Origin of the sequence: Enterococcus haemoperoxidus ATCC BAA-382, assembly GCF_000407165.1 — a bacterium.
Classification (GTDB): domain Bacteria; phylum Bacillota; class Bacilli; order Lactobacillales; family Enterococcaceae; genus Enterococcus_L; species Enterococcus_L haemoperoxidus.
In genome coordinates this window covers 861,757-876,510 of the sequence record NZ_KE136479.1, presented here as the reverse complement: position 1 = coordinate 876,510, position 14,754 = coordinate 861,757, and the positions used below count along the sequence as shown (strand labels likewise).

The 14,754-nt window shown below is 35.3% G+C and carries 13 protein-coding genes; 5 read left to right on the top strand and 8 right to left on the bottom strand.

Annotated elements, in window-relative coordinates; all coding sequences use genetic code 11:
- The first annotated feature begins 116 nt into the window (after positions 1-116).
- From I583_RS04150 to I583_RS04140, 3 genes are all read left to right on the top strand, one after another.
- Positions 117-755: a helix-turn-helix transcriptional regulator gene (locus I583_RS04150; protein WP_010763315.1), complete on the top strand. Its 639-nt coding sequence runs from the start codon at positions 117-119 to the stop codon at positions 753-755.
- Between the two features lie 166 nt (positions 756-921).
- Entirely contained in the window at positions 922-2,256 is a 1,335-nt protein-coding gene (locus I583_RS04145; protein WP_010763314.1) for a Mur ligase family protein, read from the top strand.
- A gap of 139 nt (positions 2,257-2,395) precedes the next feature.
- Positions 2,396-3,115: a type 1 glutamine amidotransferase gene (locus I583_RS04140; RefSeq protein WP_010763313.1), complete on the top strand. Its 720-nt coding sequence runs from the start codon at positions 2,396-2,398 to the stop codon at positions 3,113-3,115.
- An 18-nt stretch (positions 3,116-3,133) separates the two neighbouring features.
- Here the strand turns inward: I583_RS04140 and manA are convergent, their stop codons facing one another.
- The 5 genes from manA to I583_RS04115 form a co-directional block, all read right to left on the bottom strand.
- Positions 3,134-4,108, bottom strand: coding sequence for a mannose-6-phosphate isomerase, class I (gene manA / locus I583_RS04135; RefSeq protein ID WP_010763312.1), 975 nt, complete (start codon positions 4,106-4,108; stop codon positions 3,134-3,136).
- Positions 4,109-4,150: 42 nt separating this feature from the next.
- Positions 4,151-5,188 carry a serine hydrolase domain-containing protein gene (locus I583_RS04130; RefSeq protein ID WP_010763311.1) on the bottom strand — a complete coding sequence of 346 codons (1,038 nt, stop codon included), beginning with the start codon at positions 5,186-5,188 and terminating at the stop codon, positions 4,151-4,153.
- Between the two features lie 39 nt (positions 5,189-5,227).
- Positions 5,228-6,064 carry a VOC family protein gene (locus I583_RS04125; RefSeq protein WP_010763310.1) on the bottom strand — a complete coding sequence of 279 codons (837 nt, stop codon included), beginning with the start codon at positions 6,062-6,064 and terminating at the stop codon, positions 5,228-5,230.
- Between the two features lie 505 nt (positions 6,065-6,569).
- Entirely contained in the window at positions 6,570-7,217 is a 648-nt protein-coding gene (locus tag I583_RS04120) for a TetR/AcrR family transcriptional regulator (protein ID WP_010763309.1), read from the bottom strand.
- 168 nt (positions 7,218-7,385) lie between these two features.
- Positions 7,386-7,967: a guanylate kinase gene (locus I583_RS04115; RefSeq protein ID WP_010763308.1), complete on the bottom strand. Its 582-nt coding sequence runs from the start codon at positions 7,965-7,967 to the stop codon at positions 7,386-7,388.
- Between the two features lie 277 nt (positions 7,968-8,244).
- On the opposite strand from I583_RS04115, the gene I583_RS04110 reads away from it, so the two are divergent.
- Entirely contained in the window at positions 8,245-9,549 is a 1,305-nt protein-coding gene (locus I583_RS04110) for an ISL3 family transposase (protein WP_010763307.1), read from the top strand.
- A gap of 83 nt (positions 9,550-9,632) precedes the next feature.
- Here the strand turns inward: I583_RS04110 and I583_RS04105 are convergent, their stop codons facing one another.
- From I583_RS04105 to licT, 3 genes are all read right to left on the bottom strand, one after another.
- The gene (locus tag I583_RS04105; protein ID WP_010763306.1) at positions 9,633-11,081 is read right to left on the bottom strand and encodes a glycoside hydrolase family 1 protein; all 1,449 of its coding nucleotides are present in this window, start codon (positions 11,079-11,081) and stop codon (positions 9,633-9,635) included.
- A 159-nt stretch (positions 11,082-11,240) separates the two neighbouring features.
- Positions 11,241-13,130, bottom strand: a complete 1,890-nt coding sequence (locus tag I583_RS04100; RefSeq protein WP_010763305.1) for a beta-glucoside-specific PTS transporter subunit IIABC — start codon at positions 13,128-13,130, stop codon at positions 11,241-11,243.
- 180 nt (positions 13,131-13,310) lie between these two features.
- Positions 13,311-14,153, bottom strand: coding sequence for a BglG family transcription antiterminator LicT (gene licT / locus I583_RS04095; RefSeq protein ID WP_010763304.1), 843 nt, complete (start codon positions 14,151-14,153; stop codon positions 13,311-13,313).
- Between the two features lie 283 nt (positions 14,154-14,436).
- Here licT and I583_RS04090 point away from each other — a divergent pair, with 283 nt between their 5' ends.
- Entirely contained in the window at positions 14,437-14,730 is a 294-nt protein-coding gene (locus tag I583_RS04090; RefSeq protein WP_010763303.1) for a rhodanese-like domain-containing protein, read from the top strand.
- The last annotated feature ends 24 nt before the right edge of the window (positions 14,731-14,754 follow it).

Here is a 14,754-nt window from a genome sequence, read left to right as displayed (position 1 = left end):
TGCACTGGTGCGTATCTGCTATTTCTTAAAACCATAAGAATTAGATTACTCGAACATACAGAGATATATGTTAAATGCTCGATATAACTTCTTAATTAGAAAGGAGCAACAAAGCCATGCTCTCCGATGAAAAATTAAATTTTCTTACTCAAGTCGCAAAAGCTTTAGCTGGTCAGTTTGGTGAAAATTGTGAAATCGTGATTCACAAAATCAATGAAAATAATGTAAACAACACCATCGTTTCCATTGAAAATGGGCATGTTTCTTCTCGTCAACTTGGTGATGGTCCTTCTCAAGTTGTTCTAGAAGCTCTAAAAAAAGACCCCGCTGATTTAGTCGATCATATCAATTACTTAACACGAACACATGACGGCCGAATTTTGAAATCAAGTACCGTATATTTCAAAGATAAATCGGGTAGTTTAGATGGCATTTTCGCGATCAATTATGATATTACTGCATTGATCGCTGCGGAATCAACTTTAAAATCCCTTGTTTCTATCAATGAACAAGAAAACGATAAAGAACCTGATTATATTCCTCAAGATATCAATGAACTTTTGGATGATTTAATTGAAGAATCCGTTAAATTAGTCGGTAAACCAGTTCCTCTGATGACAAAAGATGACAAAATCAAATGCATCCAGTTTTTAAACAGTAAAGGGGCATTTCTTGTGACAAAATCAGGCGATAAAGTGGCTGGATTTTTCAATATTTCTAAATATACGCTATACAGCTATATCGATGCTAAGTAAAAATTTATGATTAAATAGGTAGTTATGTTCTTCTTGAACGTAGCTACCTACTTTTTATTCTGCCTAATATAGTAAGAAAGAGTAAAAGGAATTAATTTTTTTTTTTAATTGTGTTATTATAGATTGAGTTTAACAACGATCGTTGATATAAATTGGAGGTCACTTTATGGGAATCAGAAGTCATGTAGCAATAGCCGCTGGGAAAACTTCGCAATGGGTTTTACAAACTTTCTTCAAAGGCGGCAGTAGCTACCCTGGAAAATTAGCATTAAAAATCGATCCAAAAATTTTGGATACTCTAGCAAAAGATTATGAAATCGTTGTTGTTACTGGTACAAACGGAAAAACCTTAACGACGGCTTTGACGGTAAATATTTTAAGACAAGAATTTGATCACGTACTGACTAATCCGACTGGTGCGAATATGGAACAAGGAATTGTTTCAACTTTCTTATCGGCCAAAAATAAAGGTGCTAAGAAGAAATTTGCCGTTTTAGAAATTGATGAAGCGAGTTTAAGCCGCGTCACAAAATATATCGAACCAAAACTATTCTTATTTACGAATATTTTCCGTGATCAAATGGATCGCTATGGTGAAATTTACACCACATATAAACTAATTGTTGACGGTGCTGCTGCTGCGCCTAATGCACCCATTATATGCAACGGTGATTCACCGATTTTCAATTCAGTTGAAACAATCAATCCAAGAAAATACTATGGTTTTAATCATATGCCAGATGAAGAACAGATGGCTCATTACAATACAGATGGATTACTTTGTCCAAAATGTCATCATATTTTGCATTATAAAATGATTACTTATGCCAATCTTGGAAAATATTATTGTCCTAACTGCGGCTTCCATCGCCCTGAATTAGATGTTCAATTAACTGAAATGGTTGCTATGGATAATACTTCTGCTGATTTTATAATCGATGGTGCCGAATATAGTATTGCTGTTGGTGGTATGTATAATGTATATAACGCCTTGGCTGCAACCTCTGTTGCTGAGCACTATGGCGTTTCTCCTGAGAAAATCAAAGCTGGTTTAAGCTATGATGAAAAAGTTTTTGGTCGTCAAGAAACAATCAACATCAATGGTAAATTATGTACGTTAGTCTTAGTAAAAAATCCAGTTGGCTTGAACCAAGTAATCGATATGATGAAACTTGCCCCCTATCCGTTTTCTCTTGTGTCATTACTAAATGCAAATTATGCAGATGGTATAGATGTTAGCTGGATCTGGGATGGTGATCATGAAGCCTTTGCTCAAATGGATATCCCAGAAGTCATTGCTGGTGGAGATCGTCATCAGGACATGGCCTTACGGATGAAAGTCGCAGGTATTTCTGAAGATAAATTAAAAGAAATTCCTAACCTAGATGACGTGATCACAGCAATAAAAGAATTGCCGACAGAACATGTTTATATTTTAGCTACGTATACAGCAGTTTTACAATTACGTAAATCACTAGCTGCACAAGGTTATATTAAATAGTTTTATCTAGCTACACGGGCTTGTCTCTCGGAATAAAGATAAATAATGAATAAGGCAAAAAGCACCTCAGTCTTTATTTCCTATTTTTCTGTCGAGACAGATCGAGCCCGCTTTGCTTTTAAATGAGGAGGAACAATCAGTGACTAAAGAATTAGTTGTGTGTCATTTATATGGAAATTTACTAAACACTTATGGTGATAATGGTAATTTACTAATGTTAAAATACCTTGCTGAAAAAATGAATGTGACCTTTCGTTCTGAAATCGTTAGTATTCATGAACCTTTTGATCCTAATAAATATGATTTAGTTTTTGTTGGTGGTGGTCAAGATTTTGAACAGTTGATCATCTCAGACGATATCCAAACGAAAAAGGAATCTTTAACTGAATACATCGAAAATGATGGGGTCATGTTAGCGATTTGTGGTGGTTTTCAATTATTAGGGCATTATTATATGGGCGCTAAAGGTGAGAAAATCCATGGAATAGGAGCATTGGATCATTATACATTAAGCCAAGATAATAACCGTTATATCGGTGATATCGTGATTCACAATGAAGAATTCAATGAAACCTATTATGGCTTTGAAAATCATAACGGCCGCACATTCTTAGGTAAAGGAGAGCGCCCTTTAGGTAATGTAGTTAAAGGAAAAGGAAACAATAGCGAAGATGGTTCTGAAGGTGTGATCTACAAAAATGTTTTTGGTTCTTATTTTCACGGACCGATACTTGCTCGTAATGAAAATCTAGGAATTCGGTTGATTAAAACAGCTTTAGAAAAAAAATATAACGAAGCATTTGAAGTTCCACAGGAAATGCTGGCAGTTAATGAAAAAAGTGTTAGGAAAAATTCCTAACACTTTTTTACTTAAATACTATGCATCTATTCCAGGTTCTGACGCAATAATCGTCAAATCGCCTTCAATTCGCCATTTTTCGATATCATTTGGCATGATAAAGCTTGTTCCTTTAGTCAGTTCATAACTTTCAGTTTTTACTGCATCAGCCTCTTCGACAATCAAATGACCAACACCGTCAATAACCGTTGCTAACGTATACGGTGCATTTTTCTTTACATTCAGTACACCTTTGACTTGCCACTCATACACATTGAAAAAAGGTGTTTTCAAATACGTAATGATACTTGATTGTCCTTGATTTTGCTGTTGGATCGATAATTGCGCATCTTCAGCAGGAACGGTCGTCACATCAACAGATTGTTGAATATGCAATTCTCTTGCGTGTCCTTGATCGTCTTTTCTATCATAGTCATACACGCGATACGTAGTATCACTGCTTTGTTGCGTTTCTAAAATCATGATCCCTTTACCGATCGCATGAATCGTGCCACTTGGTACATAGAAAAAGTCACCTTTTTTAACAGGTACTTTCTTCAGTAAGTCATCCCAACGTGCTTCTTTGATCATTGTTTCTAGTTCGTCACGGCTCTTGGCATTATGTCCATAAATAATTGTTGAGCCCGGTTCAGCATCGATAATATACCAACACTCCGTTTTCCCAAGTTCGCCTTCATGAGCCAAACCATAAGTATCATCTGGATGGACTTGTACAGATAAATCATCTTCGGCATCCAAAATCTTTGTTAATAAAGGAAAAACATCTCCCTTGACATTACCGAATAATTCACGATGATCTGCCCAAAGTTCATCTAGCTTCTTACCAGAAAATTCACCATTTTCTACTGTACTTACCCCATGAGGATGAGCACTGATCGCCCAGTCTTCTCCAATTTTATTACTTGGCAAGTCAAAACCGAATACAGTATGTAAACGATCCCCACCCCAAATTTTTTCTTGAAATACTGGTTTTAAAAATAACGGTTGCTGCATAATTTAGTGACTCCCTTCCACTTATACTCATTAATTATACCACTAAAAAGAAAGCGATTCATCTTTGTTTGTTATTTTTTCTTGCAAATAAATTTCAATAAGTTCGTCTCTCTTTTCGATGTATTCTGCTCTTTTGTCAATAGGATGAACACGATTGGAAAGAAAAATAAACGCTTCTTTTTCAGTAGGATCGATCAACAAAAAGGTCCCTGTGTAGCCCGTGTGAAATAAAATCGTTCTTCCTGTCAAATCGTCTTTTAAATCCCAGCCTAGAGAACGATTGCCACGTTTATTCGGTGTTTGATCAACTAATAATGAACGAACAGTCCTTTTTTCCAATACTTTTGTTTCCTGATACGAGCCTTCGTTCAAATACATTTGCGTAAACTTCTTAAGATCAGTCAAATTAGTAAATAGACCAGCATTACCAGCATGTTCAGCTAAAACAAAGGCTTTTGGATCATGGGTTTGTCCGCGAATCAATCCTCTAATTGGATGAGCTTCAGTCGGTACAATCTTGGCCGCATCTGTCGGTAGAAAAATACTTTCTTTCATATCCAAAGGCTGCAAAACACGCTCTTTAAAAATCTCAATAGCTTCTTTTCCTACCATTTCTTCCAACATAAATCCAAGTAAAATTGTTCCAGTATCTGTATAAGCTACCTTCTCACCTAAATGTCTACCTGATTGAACTTGATTGTATGCAGCTTTCAATTCCTCTTTTGACAAAGTATCTCGATTTTCAATATAACTCTGGATATCAGAAGTGTGCGTCAACAGATGACGAATCGTTATTTTTTCATCTTCAAAAACTGAGTAATAATGTTTAAATGGAACATCAATATTGATTACTCCTGCTTCTGCCAATTGCAAAACCACCGTTGTCGTACAGACAACTTTAGTCAACGAAGCTACATCAAAAAGCAGCGCAGGCTTTAGCGGCTCGACTGTCGGTATGATTTGGGCATTTCCCCAAATATGATCTTCTGATTTATCAGCCATTATAAACGAAAAACTGACTCCTGGGAAAACCTCGTCTTCCATCAATTCTTTGATTTTTGCCTTTGTCTTTTCATACATCGTTATTTACCTCATTGCTTTTCGGACTATTTCGTCTCTTTAATTTCTAACGAACCACCATTCAATTTCGCTAGGATCATAAATCGTTAAAATCGTTAATTTTTTATCAACAAAAAATTCTTGTTGTTGCTCTTCTAAATGCTTTTTCAGCTTTTTCATTTCTGTTTCATGATTTAAAGTTAAGACAAAAAAATCCAATCCCAAGGATTCTTTAGAATCGGCTTTCTGGCTATTTTGTTTCTCTGAATCGTCTAGATGAATGCTGAAATTTCCATCGTTCATCGATAATGTATTGGCTAATTTATTTTCAGAAGTCATCCCCAACATATCTTGATAAAAAGAATGATGTTCTGATTTGTCTGTTACGTGTAATTTGATTCGGTCAAATCGCACTCCTGCTGAAAGGCTTGAATATAAGACTTTGCTTTTCTGGATCAAAGGCTGTATATCAAGTATCTCAGTGACTTCTTTAGCTGAATCTTTTGCCCCTTGATAACTAACTTCTAGTTCATTTCCTTCTGGATCTTTTAAGAATACACTTTTTCGTTGCTTTTTTTGGACTGATTTGCTGATAGGATAATTATGTGCTGTAATTCTTCTCAAAAGGCTGCCAAACTCTTCTTCTGTTGGGATCAACAATGAAAAGCAGACAGCTTTATCTGAAACGTCTATGTGGTCTTTTTCAGAATCTATTTCTTCTAATATTAATAATCGACTATCTTTTTCTTGTGAGCCAAATATTGATAAATTGTTCTCTTCTAGTTTTAAAACAAATCCCAAAACATTTTTGTAAAAACTAACCATTCTCTCTACATCTTTTATGCGAAGCGCAACCGTTTTCACATATACATCTTCCGATAATTTAAATTTTTCCATTCGTCTTCCCCCTCCGAATGTCTCCCTACAATTATTCTAAACATCTCTAGTGATTTCAGCAAGTAAATGCTCTTTTCAAAAAAATAAGAAATATAGGAAACTTTTGAGAAAACAGTGTTTTATCTACCTAGACCAATTTATAAATATTAGATTGTTTTTCAAAAAGTAATTACACTATACCAATCTTGAATAGAGTAATTTTAATACAAAAAATCATGATTATTCAATGCAACCATCTTCTGCTTCATTAACCTCTTCATTTTTTCACTTTTATACCTGAAGTACGTGTTATTTTTAAATCAAAAATTCTGCTTATTCAGATTGTTTGCTCCATTGATGTATACCTATTCGATACACTCTCATTGATCCCAAAATCTTCTGAGTTTTTCTTTATTGCAAGTCTAGGTTCTTTCTTTTTATAAAGTTATATCATTTATAAAAAGACCTCAGAATAAAACGAACCAAACATTTTACTCTCAGGTCTTCAATATTTATTTCAGACTAACTATTTATAGACACCATTTTTAATCCAATTCAATTTGGTATTAAAGTTTTTAATGATTTGCTCAATGTCGTATTCAGGATTTTCACCAAGTTGACGGTATCCTTCTGCAATTGAAGAATAAACAGTATTCATAAGCATTTGCATCAACATTTTAAATTCCTGTTCATTATGAATCAACAATTTGGAAAGGTCAATTAGTTTATAAATCTTATGTCCATGGCGTTTTTTTTGCCATTGTTCACCTTTTTTGTCACTTGAACTGAATTGAGGAGAAACTCGGCTGGTGGCTTGATAGTCCATGTTCATAAAAAGATTATGATAAAAAGATGCATGTTCCCCTGTTAAAACTTCCACAATCATTTTCGAAAAGTAAGCTGACATCCCATCAAACAAGTCCCCATCTGCGTTTTTGATACATTTTTCAATATTCCTTTTACTATCCTGTCTTAAAAAGTCGAAATAATAATAGTATAGATCTTCTTTATCTTCAAAATATTGATAGAAACTGCCTCTTGGTATCTCAGCTAATTTCACAATATTAGCGATAGATGCGTCTTTCAACGGAGTTCTAGAAAATTCAATCGAAGCGGCTTCCAATATTCTTTGCTGTTTCTCTTCAGTTAAATGAAAAAAAGTTGTTTTTGGCATTTATTGCATCCCTTTCTTCTAAATGACAAGTTGTCATGTGACACTTTGTCATTATAGCACCATGAGATAAAAAAGCAATAGAAAATGAAGAGGACAACAAAAATATTTAAGACAGAAAAAGAGGGTACAATAGACATATTGCTTTCCCACTTTTTCTATGAAATCCAATCAAATGATTTTACAACTCTCGTTTACCGCTTTTTTGACATCTTGAACAACCTTTTCAAACTGCTGATTTGCATTGATTATATAGTGATTTGGGTACCTCTTCACTTTGTCTTTATTTTCAATTTCTTGATCGTATAAAGCACCACGTTGTTTTATAACCATGATATCATCTTCTCTGGTCTGTAACCTCGTTAATACATTTTTTTTGGATACTTCTAAAAAAATCGGAATGACCATATTTCCAAATTGTTTTTCGATTTCTTGAAACCCTTTGATCGTTAAAACGTCATACGCATAATGATCAGCTGTTTTTTGAATTAGTTCTGCTGTTCCTACACCATACTGATTATCATGATATGTATCATGCTCTGCTAAAGCATCTGTACTTATTAAGTGCTGAAATCGTTCTTTCGTTTCAAAATAATAATCTACACCCGCTACTTCTTCCTTTCGAATGGGGCGAGTTGTATGAGAAATCACCTTATATTCCTTTGGAAAAACAGCTTCTGCTACTCTAGTTTTTCCTGAACCGCTAGGACCGATAATAACAAAGAATGGATATTTGAGTTTTTTTCTTTTCACTACTCATTCCCCCTTATAAATTCACTATACAACAACAAAGAGATAGCATCAATGAAAAAGGAAACAGGTAATTATTATTAGAATACTAGCTAGAAAAATAACCAGAGCAGTAGAAGAGATTCCCACTCTGTTCTACTGCTCTGGTTTATTTTGGCTCTATACTTTCTGATGTTGGTGAGAAATCACTGGCATCTTTTTAATGCAAAATAATAGAAAAGACACCCTGATATCCTTTAGAATTAAGTCGACTAAAACCAATCAAAAGGAGGAAATCAAGATGTCCTATACAAATCTTATCAAAAATACCTTAGATATTCTAGACTTAAATATTACTTTTAATGAAAATTCTTTAAAAAAGGAACGAATCAAAGGACGAATCTGCCACGTATTTTCTGGTACATTGGACTATTCCGCTCACTCCTGTCATCATTGTGGTGCCAAAGAAAACGGATCGATTATTCTTTGGAGCTTTACAACGTGTCTGATTTTACTGAATGATGTCTCTGAATACCAAACATACTTACGCTTGAAGAAACGTCGTTTCTTCTGCCATTCTTGTGATAGAACTTTTGTCGCTGAAACAAGTCTTATCGAAAAGTGTTGCTCGATTTCTAAGAAAGTCAAGCTTTCGATTGCCGAGCGTCTACGAAACACTTCGTCTATGAGCGAAATTGCCCGTCAAAAGAAGGTCTCTGTTTCCTCTGTTTATCGCGTATTGAAACAGTTTTACGAACCAAAAAAAATCAATCGACTCATCTTGCCAGAAGTTCTTTGTTTTGATGAATTTAAATCAGTGAAACAAGTCGCTGCCTCTATGAGTTTCATTATGATGGATGGACAAACAAAGCAATTACTCGATGTCGTTGAAAACCGCCAGTTGCCTTTTTTAGAACGCTATTTCTCACGATTTTCTTTATCTGTTCGTGAAGGTGTAAAATACATTGTTTGCGATATGTATACGCCTTATTTTTCTTTAATTAAGAAACTATTTCCCAAGGCTCAGATTGTTCTTGATCGCTTTCATATTGTGCAACACATCGGGCGAACGTTCTTAAAACACCGTATTCAACGAATGAATACCTTTCTCCATCAAGGATCTGTAGAAGCCAAAAAATACCGTCACTTGAAGAAATACTGGAAACTACTTCAAAAGAATCAATCGAAGCTCAATTTTGAAAAACGCCAATGGCATCCTTCCTTCCGTGCTTATTTAACAGAAACCGAACTCGTGGATCGGTTACTTGCCTATGATGAAGAATTAAAAGCTGGCTATACCTGTTATCAGGATTTTCTCTATGCCATACAAACAAGAGATTACACACGGTTTCACGCGTTATTAGAACAAGATTATTCTAGGCTTCCAGCTTATTATCAAACAACCATTACTACCTTTAAAAAAGTTCAAACGGGCATTAAAAATGCGTTGGATTTGCCTTATTCCAACGGACCGTTAGAATGCTTGAATAACCATATCAAAGTATTAAAGAGAAATGCCTACGGCTTCCGCAACTTCTATAATTTTAAATTGAGGATTACTTTATGCTTTGGTACTATTCTTTTTCAACCAAATAGAAAAACCTAGAGGAATTTCCCTCTAGGCTTCATCATTGATTTAATTCTTTAGATTTTCTTCACCAACATTAGTTGACAAAGAGCCTTTATTTTTTATTTCAACTCTTGTCCATTTGTTTCAATCACTTTTTTATACCAATTAAATGATTTTTTCTCATAACGGTTCATCGTACCTTCACCATTATCATCTAAATCTACATAGATAAAACCGTACCGCTTGCTCATTTCTCCAGTTGAAGCACTAACTAAATCAATACAGCCCCACGGTGTGTAGCCCATTAAGTCAACGCCATCTTTTATAGCATCTGACATTGCTTCAATGTGACGACGTAAATAATCAATACGGTAATCATCTTCAACATAAAAGTTTTCGTCTACTTTATCAATTGCTCCTAAGCCATTTTCTACAATGAATAATGGTTTTTGGTATCGATCGTATAATTCGTTTAACGCAATTCTCAAACCTTCAGGATCGATTTGCCAGCCCCATTCACTCGCCTCTAAGAATGGGTTACGCACACCGCCTAATAAGTTTCCAACTACTGTATCTTCTTCTTCAGCCGTTTCGTTAACAGCAGAAGACATATAATAACTAAAGCCGATATAATCTACCGTATATTCTTTCATTAAGGCTAGATCATCAGCTCCGATTTCTAAATCAGAGACTCCGTATTTATCAAACATACGTTGTTGGTAAGCAGGATATTCGCCACGTACTTGAGCGTCTGTACAATAAAAATTAAATTCTTGGTTTTGTGCTAATGTTGCCATTTGGTTGATCGGGTTTGCATCAATACTGTATGTTGTTGCATAAATGATCATACAACCAATTTGCATGTCTGGATTGATTTCATGACCGATTTTTACAGCTTTAGCACTAGCCACAAATTGATTATGCCATGCTTGGAAAACATTTTGATAATCACCAGCACCAGTTGCTTTGACCATTCCTTGGCTTAATGCTGGAAAATGGAAAGCAGAATTGATTTCGTTGAACGTCATCCAGTATTTCACTTTTTTACCATAACGGGTTAACACAACCGTTGCATAGGTTTCAAAGAAATCGATCATTTTACGATTTTTCCAACCACCATATTCTTTAGCTAGATGTAACGGCATTTCATAGTGTGAGATTGTAATTACAGGTTCGATACCATGTTTCAAACACTCATCGATCACTTGGTCATAAAACTTCAACCCAGCTTCATTTGGTGTCGCTTCATCGCCTTTAGGGAAAATTCTAGCCCAAGCAATTGAAAATCGGTAACATTTGAACCCCATTTTTGCGAAAAGGGCAATGTCCTCTTTAAAACGATGATAGTGATCAATACCACGATGGTTAGGATAAATAAATTTGTCCTCATCAATTTCCCAATTGAACGTATCACTACCTAAAATTTGGAAACGTTGTTTGCCACCAGGCATTGCATCTGCTACTGACAACCCTTTACCATCTGAGCGATAAGCTCCTTCTAGTTGATTGGCTGCTGTTGCACCGCCCCATAAAAATCCATCTGGAAATACTGTTCTTTTGTTTGACATTTGTTTTCCTCCTTATTCTAAAAGCGTAATGAGCCGCTTTGTATCGTCGAAAAATAGGAAAATATCATGTGACGCTTTTAGTCACAGGCAGATTTTATCTTTTTTCCGAGATACTGGCTCATGAAGCTAGATAACCTAAAAGTCTATGAGTAAAATCTATTAACGTACGATTGCCAAAAAATCTTCTCCATGTAAAACATCTGTTTGATCCATATCTAATACATCCAAGTAATCACCGCTATTTGTCACAACGACTGGTGTTACCACTGGATGCCCTGCAGCTTTGATTTTTTCAATATCAAATTTCACTAACAGATCACCTTGCTTCACTTTATCGCCTTGTTTCACTGCTATTTCAAATCCTTCACCATCCATTTCAACAGTATCCATACCGATATGCATCAATACCTCTGCACCATCTTCCGTTGTGATCCCAACCGCATGTCCTGTTGGAAATAGTGTTGTGATTTCTCCGTTAGCAGGAGCATAAAGCTCCCCTAATGTTGGTTCGATTGCGATTCCTTTGCCTAAAGCACCTGATGAAAATACTTGATCTTCCACTTTATCTAAAGGAACAATTGTACCTGTAATTGGGCTTGTTAAAACAATTTTATCATTTTTGTTGCCATTTTGCGCATCTAAGTTAGCGTTATTACCTGTTGTAGCAGTTTCACTACCTACTTCTGGTTTATCATCAAATTTCAAAATAAATGTTAATACAAAAGCAATCACAAATGCAATTACTGTCCCGATGACTGCCGCAATTAAGCCAGAAGTATCTTTTGTATCTTGAGGAATGAATCCTGGTAAACTCAATAAACTGATTAAACCAAATACATAGTTTTGAACGTGACTGAAACCAATGAAGGCTCCACCAACAGCGCCACCAATACAAGCGGCAATAAATGGTTTTTTAAGTGGTAAAGTAACACCATAAACAGTCGGCTCTGTAATCCCAAAGACCGAAGTGATTGTTGAAGATAAAGCTAAACCTTTTAATTTCACATTTTTTGTCATGAAGAAGACTGCTAATGCAGCACCACCTTGTGCTAATACGGCTGGTAAAAGCATTGGTGCCATTGTATCTACACCACCACCTGCTGCTGAAAGGTTTAATAACATAATCGGAACAAAGCCCCAATGCATACCGAACATTACAAATACTTGCCATAAACCACCCATAACTGCACCGGCAATAATTGGACTGATACCATAAATACTATCATATCCTTTTCCTAGTAAATCACCTAAAATTGTACCGATTGGGCCAATTGCGATAAACGTAACGGGCGCCATCACAAGAAAAACAGCTAAGGGAACACAGATAATTTGTAAGAAAGATGGAATTACTTTCTTGAAGAAACGTTCAACATGACTTTGAACATATACAGCTAGAATAATCGGAATAACAGATGACGTATATGCGCTAGCTCCGATAATCACTGGAATTCCAGCAAAACTTAACGTTTGTCCTGCTAAAGCAGTAATACTTGGATGAACAAGTGCCATTGCTAAACAGACTGCTAAAAACTCATTCGTTTTGAATTTCTTCGCAGCAGTAAATGCCAAAAGAATCGGTAGAAATGTGAATATTCCGTCGGCTATTGCAAAAAGAACAACATAGACACCTGATTCAGCTGTCAGCCAGTTTAATGTAACAGCCAGTGTCAAAAACCCTTTTAAAACCCCAGCTCCGGCCATCGCGCCCAAGAACGGTGTAAAGATAGAAGAAATAATATCAATTAACTGATTAAAAATATTGCCTTTAGGTCCTGTCTCTTTTTCTGAATCGTTGTCTCCTAAACCACTATGTGCCATCAATTCTTTATACACATCACTTACATGGCTGCCGATTACAACTTGGTATTGGCCGCCGCTTCGAACAACTTGAATTACATCTGGATCTTGATTTAATTTTTCAGTATCTGCTTTTTCTTCATCTTTTAATTTAAAACGCAGACGTGTCGCACAATGAACTACGCTGTTCACATTTTCTTCTCCGCCGACTAGCGTTAAAACGCGCTCAGCAATTTCTTGATTTTTACTCATTTTATATGCCCCTTTTCCTTAATTTTTTATATAAAAAAACCTAAACTGAAAAAACAATGATTTACTATACTTACAAAAAACATAAATATAGATGAATCTCTTGTTTTTTCAATCTAGGTTTTGCCTGTTAAACAGTAACAATCCGCTTCGATTGAAAGTTAAATTTTTAATGAATAAATACTACATTTTTCTCTCTCCAGCTACTCGCTGAATATGAATAGTCAAATAAATTTGTTCTGCTTTGTCAATTGGTTTTTGATATTTTTTGACTAGATAATCATTGATTCTTTGCACTGATTGAAATGCCTTGGGATACTTGCTTTGAATCAGCTCATAAAGAAAGTCATCTTCTTCATCATGTGCTTCATTTTGCAGATAACGTTGAGCAAAATATTGTAAGTGCGTTACGATTCTTTGATAGTTCAATGAGTCTTCATCGAACGGTGTACCAAAATAACGACTGATGATCGTTAGAATATCTCGTACCATTTCAGTGGCTGACATCGTCACTTCCATATTACCATTAGCCTGCTCGCTGTTTACAATATGAAATGCAATAAAACCTGCTTCACTTTCTGAAAAATCGATGTCCAGTTTTTCCTTGATTAACGCTACCCCTTTTCTAGCAATAGCAAATTCTTTAGGATAAAACTTTTTTGTTTCAAACATTAATGGATTGGGCATCTCAAGACCTTCTTTAGCTCTCATGATGGCGTAATGCACGTGATCCGTCAATGTTAAATAGATGTTCGATGAAAGCTCGATTCCTAAATCCTCTTCAGCCATATCCACGATTGTTTTAACAATCTCTACTTCTTCTAACGGAATATCCGCAAACAATTGCTGAAATTGTCCAGAAGTGATGGAATCTTTAAGAACAAACTCTTTTTCAATAAAAGTTGGATCGATCAAATCACCGATTTTTTTTTGAAATGCTAGTCCTCGGCCCATACAGACGATTTCTTCACCTGATTCATTTTTTGTCATGACGACATTGTTGTTTAAAATTTTTTCAATATACATGATGAACCTCACTTTTACAAATACAAATGAAAAAAACCTAGAATCCGCCCAAACAAACTACTATGGAAGATTCAGGTTTTGCCTGCCGAACAGTAACAATCCTTATTACATGGATATCATATCATCTTTCTAATTTATTTGCAACCCTTTTCAAAAAGCAAATGAAAATATTGTTTTTAGACAACTATTAAGAAATGTAAAAGTCCGATTGCAAACCTTCTTCAAAAGAGTTACAATCTATCCCATAGTTTTAAAAAATATATATTTTCAAAGGATGAGTTACATGTTTGAATCAATTTCTACTCCTGATTTTGAAACACTTTACACTAAAAATGACCTTAATGTCATCGATATTCGTGAAACGGAAAGTTTTTTACAAGGACACTTAGCACACTCAATGTCACTACCAGCCACTGTTTTACCAAATATGCTAAAACAGCTAAATAAAGAAAAGACCTATCATATTATTAGTTACAGCGGACGCCGTTCTGAAATCATCGCATCTTTCATGGCTTCTAAAGGGTTTCATGCAGTTCATGTGATTGGTGGAATGCAACAACTATCGCACGCTTTTTAATAGAAGAAAACAGGTATTCAGCTT

Bases quoted from the DNA above. Each gene is read 5' to 3' on its own strand.
- I583_RS04110 (WP_010763307.1), top strand. From the start codon at position 8,245: ATGTCCTATACAAATCTTATCAAAAATACCTTAGATATTCTAGACTTA.
- I583_RS04145 (WP_010763314.1), top strand. From the start codon at position 922: ATGGGAATCAGAAGTCATGTAGCAATAGCCGCTGGGAAAACTTCGCAA.
- I583_RS04120 (WP_010763309.1), bottom strand. From the start codon at position 7,217: ATGCCAAAAACAACTTTTTTTCATTTAACTGAAGAGAAACAGCAAAGA.
- manA (WP_010763312.1), bottom strand. From the start codon at position 4,108: ATGCAGCAACCGTTATTTTTAAAACCAGTATTTCAAGAAAAAATTTGG.
- I583_RS04105 (WP_010763306.1), bottom strand. From the start codon at position 11,081: ATGTCAAACAAAAGAACAGTATTTCCAGATGGATTTTTATGGGGCGGT.
- I583_RS04100 (WP_010763305.1), bottom strand. From the start codon at position 13,130: ATGAGTAAAAATCAAGAAATTGCTGAGCGCGTTTTAACGCTAGTCGGC.
- I583_RS04130 (WP_010763311.1), bottom strand. From the start codon at position 5,188: ATGTATGAAAAGACAAAGGCAAAAATCAAAGAATTGATGGAAGACGAG.
- I583_RS04150 (WP_010763315.1), top strand. From the start codon at position 117: ATGCTCTCCGATGAAAAATTAAATTTTCTTACTCAAGTCGCAAAAGCT.
- licT (WP_010763304.1), bottom strand. From the start codon at position 14,153: ATGTATATTGAAAAAATTTTAAACAACAATGTCGTCATGACAAAAAAT.
- I583_RS04090 (WP_010763303.1), top strand. From the start codon at position 14,437: ATGTTTGAATCAATTTCTACTCCTGATTTTGAAACACTTTACACTAAA.
- I583_RS04125 (WP_010763310.1), bottom strand. From the start codon at position 6,064: ATGGAAAAATTTAAATTATCGGAAGATGTATATGTGAAAACGGTTGCG.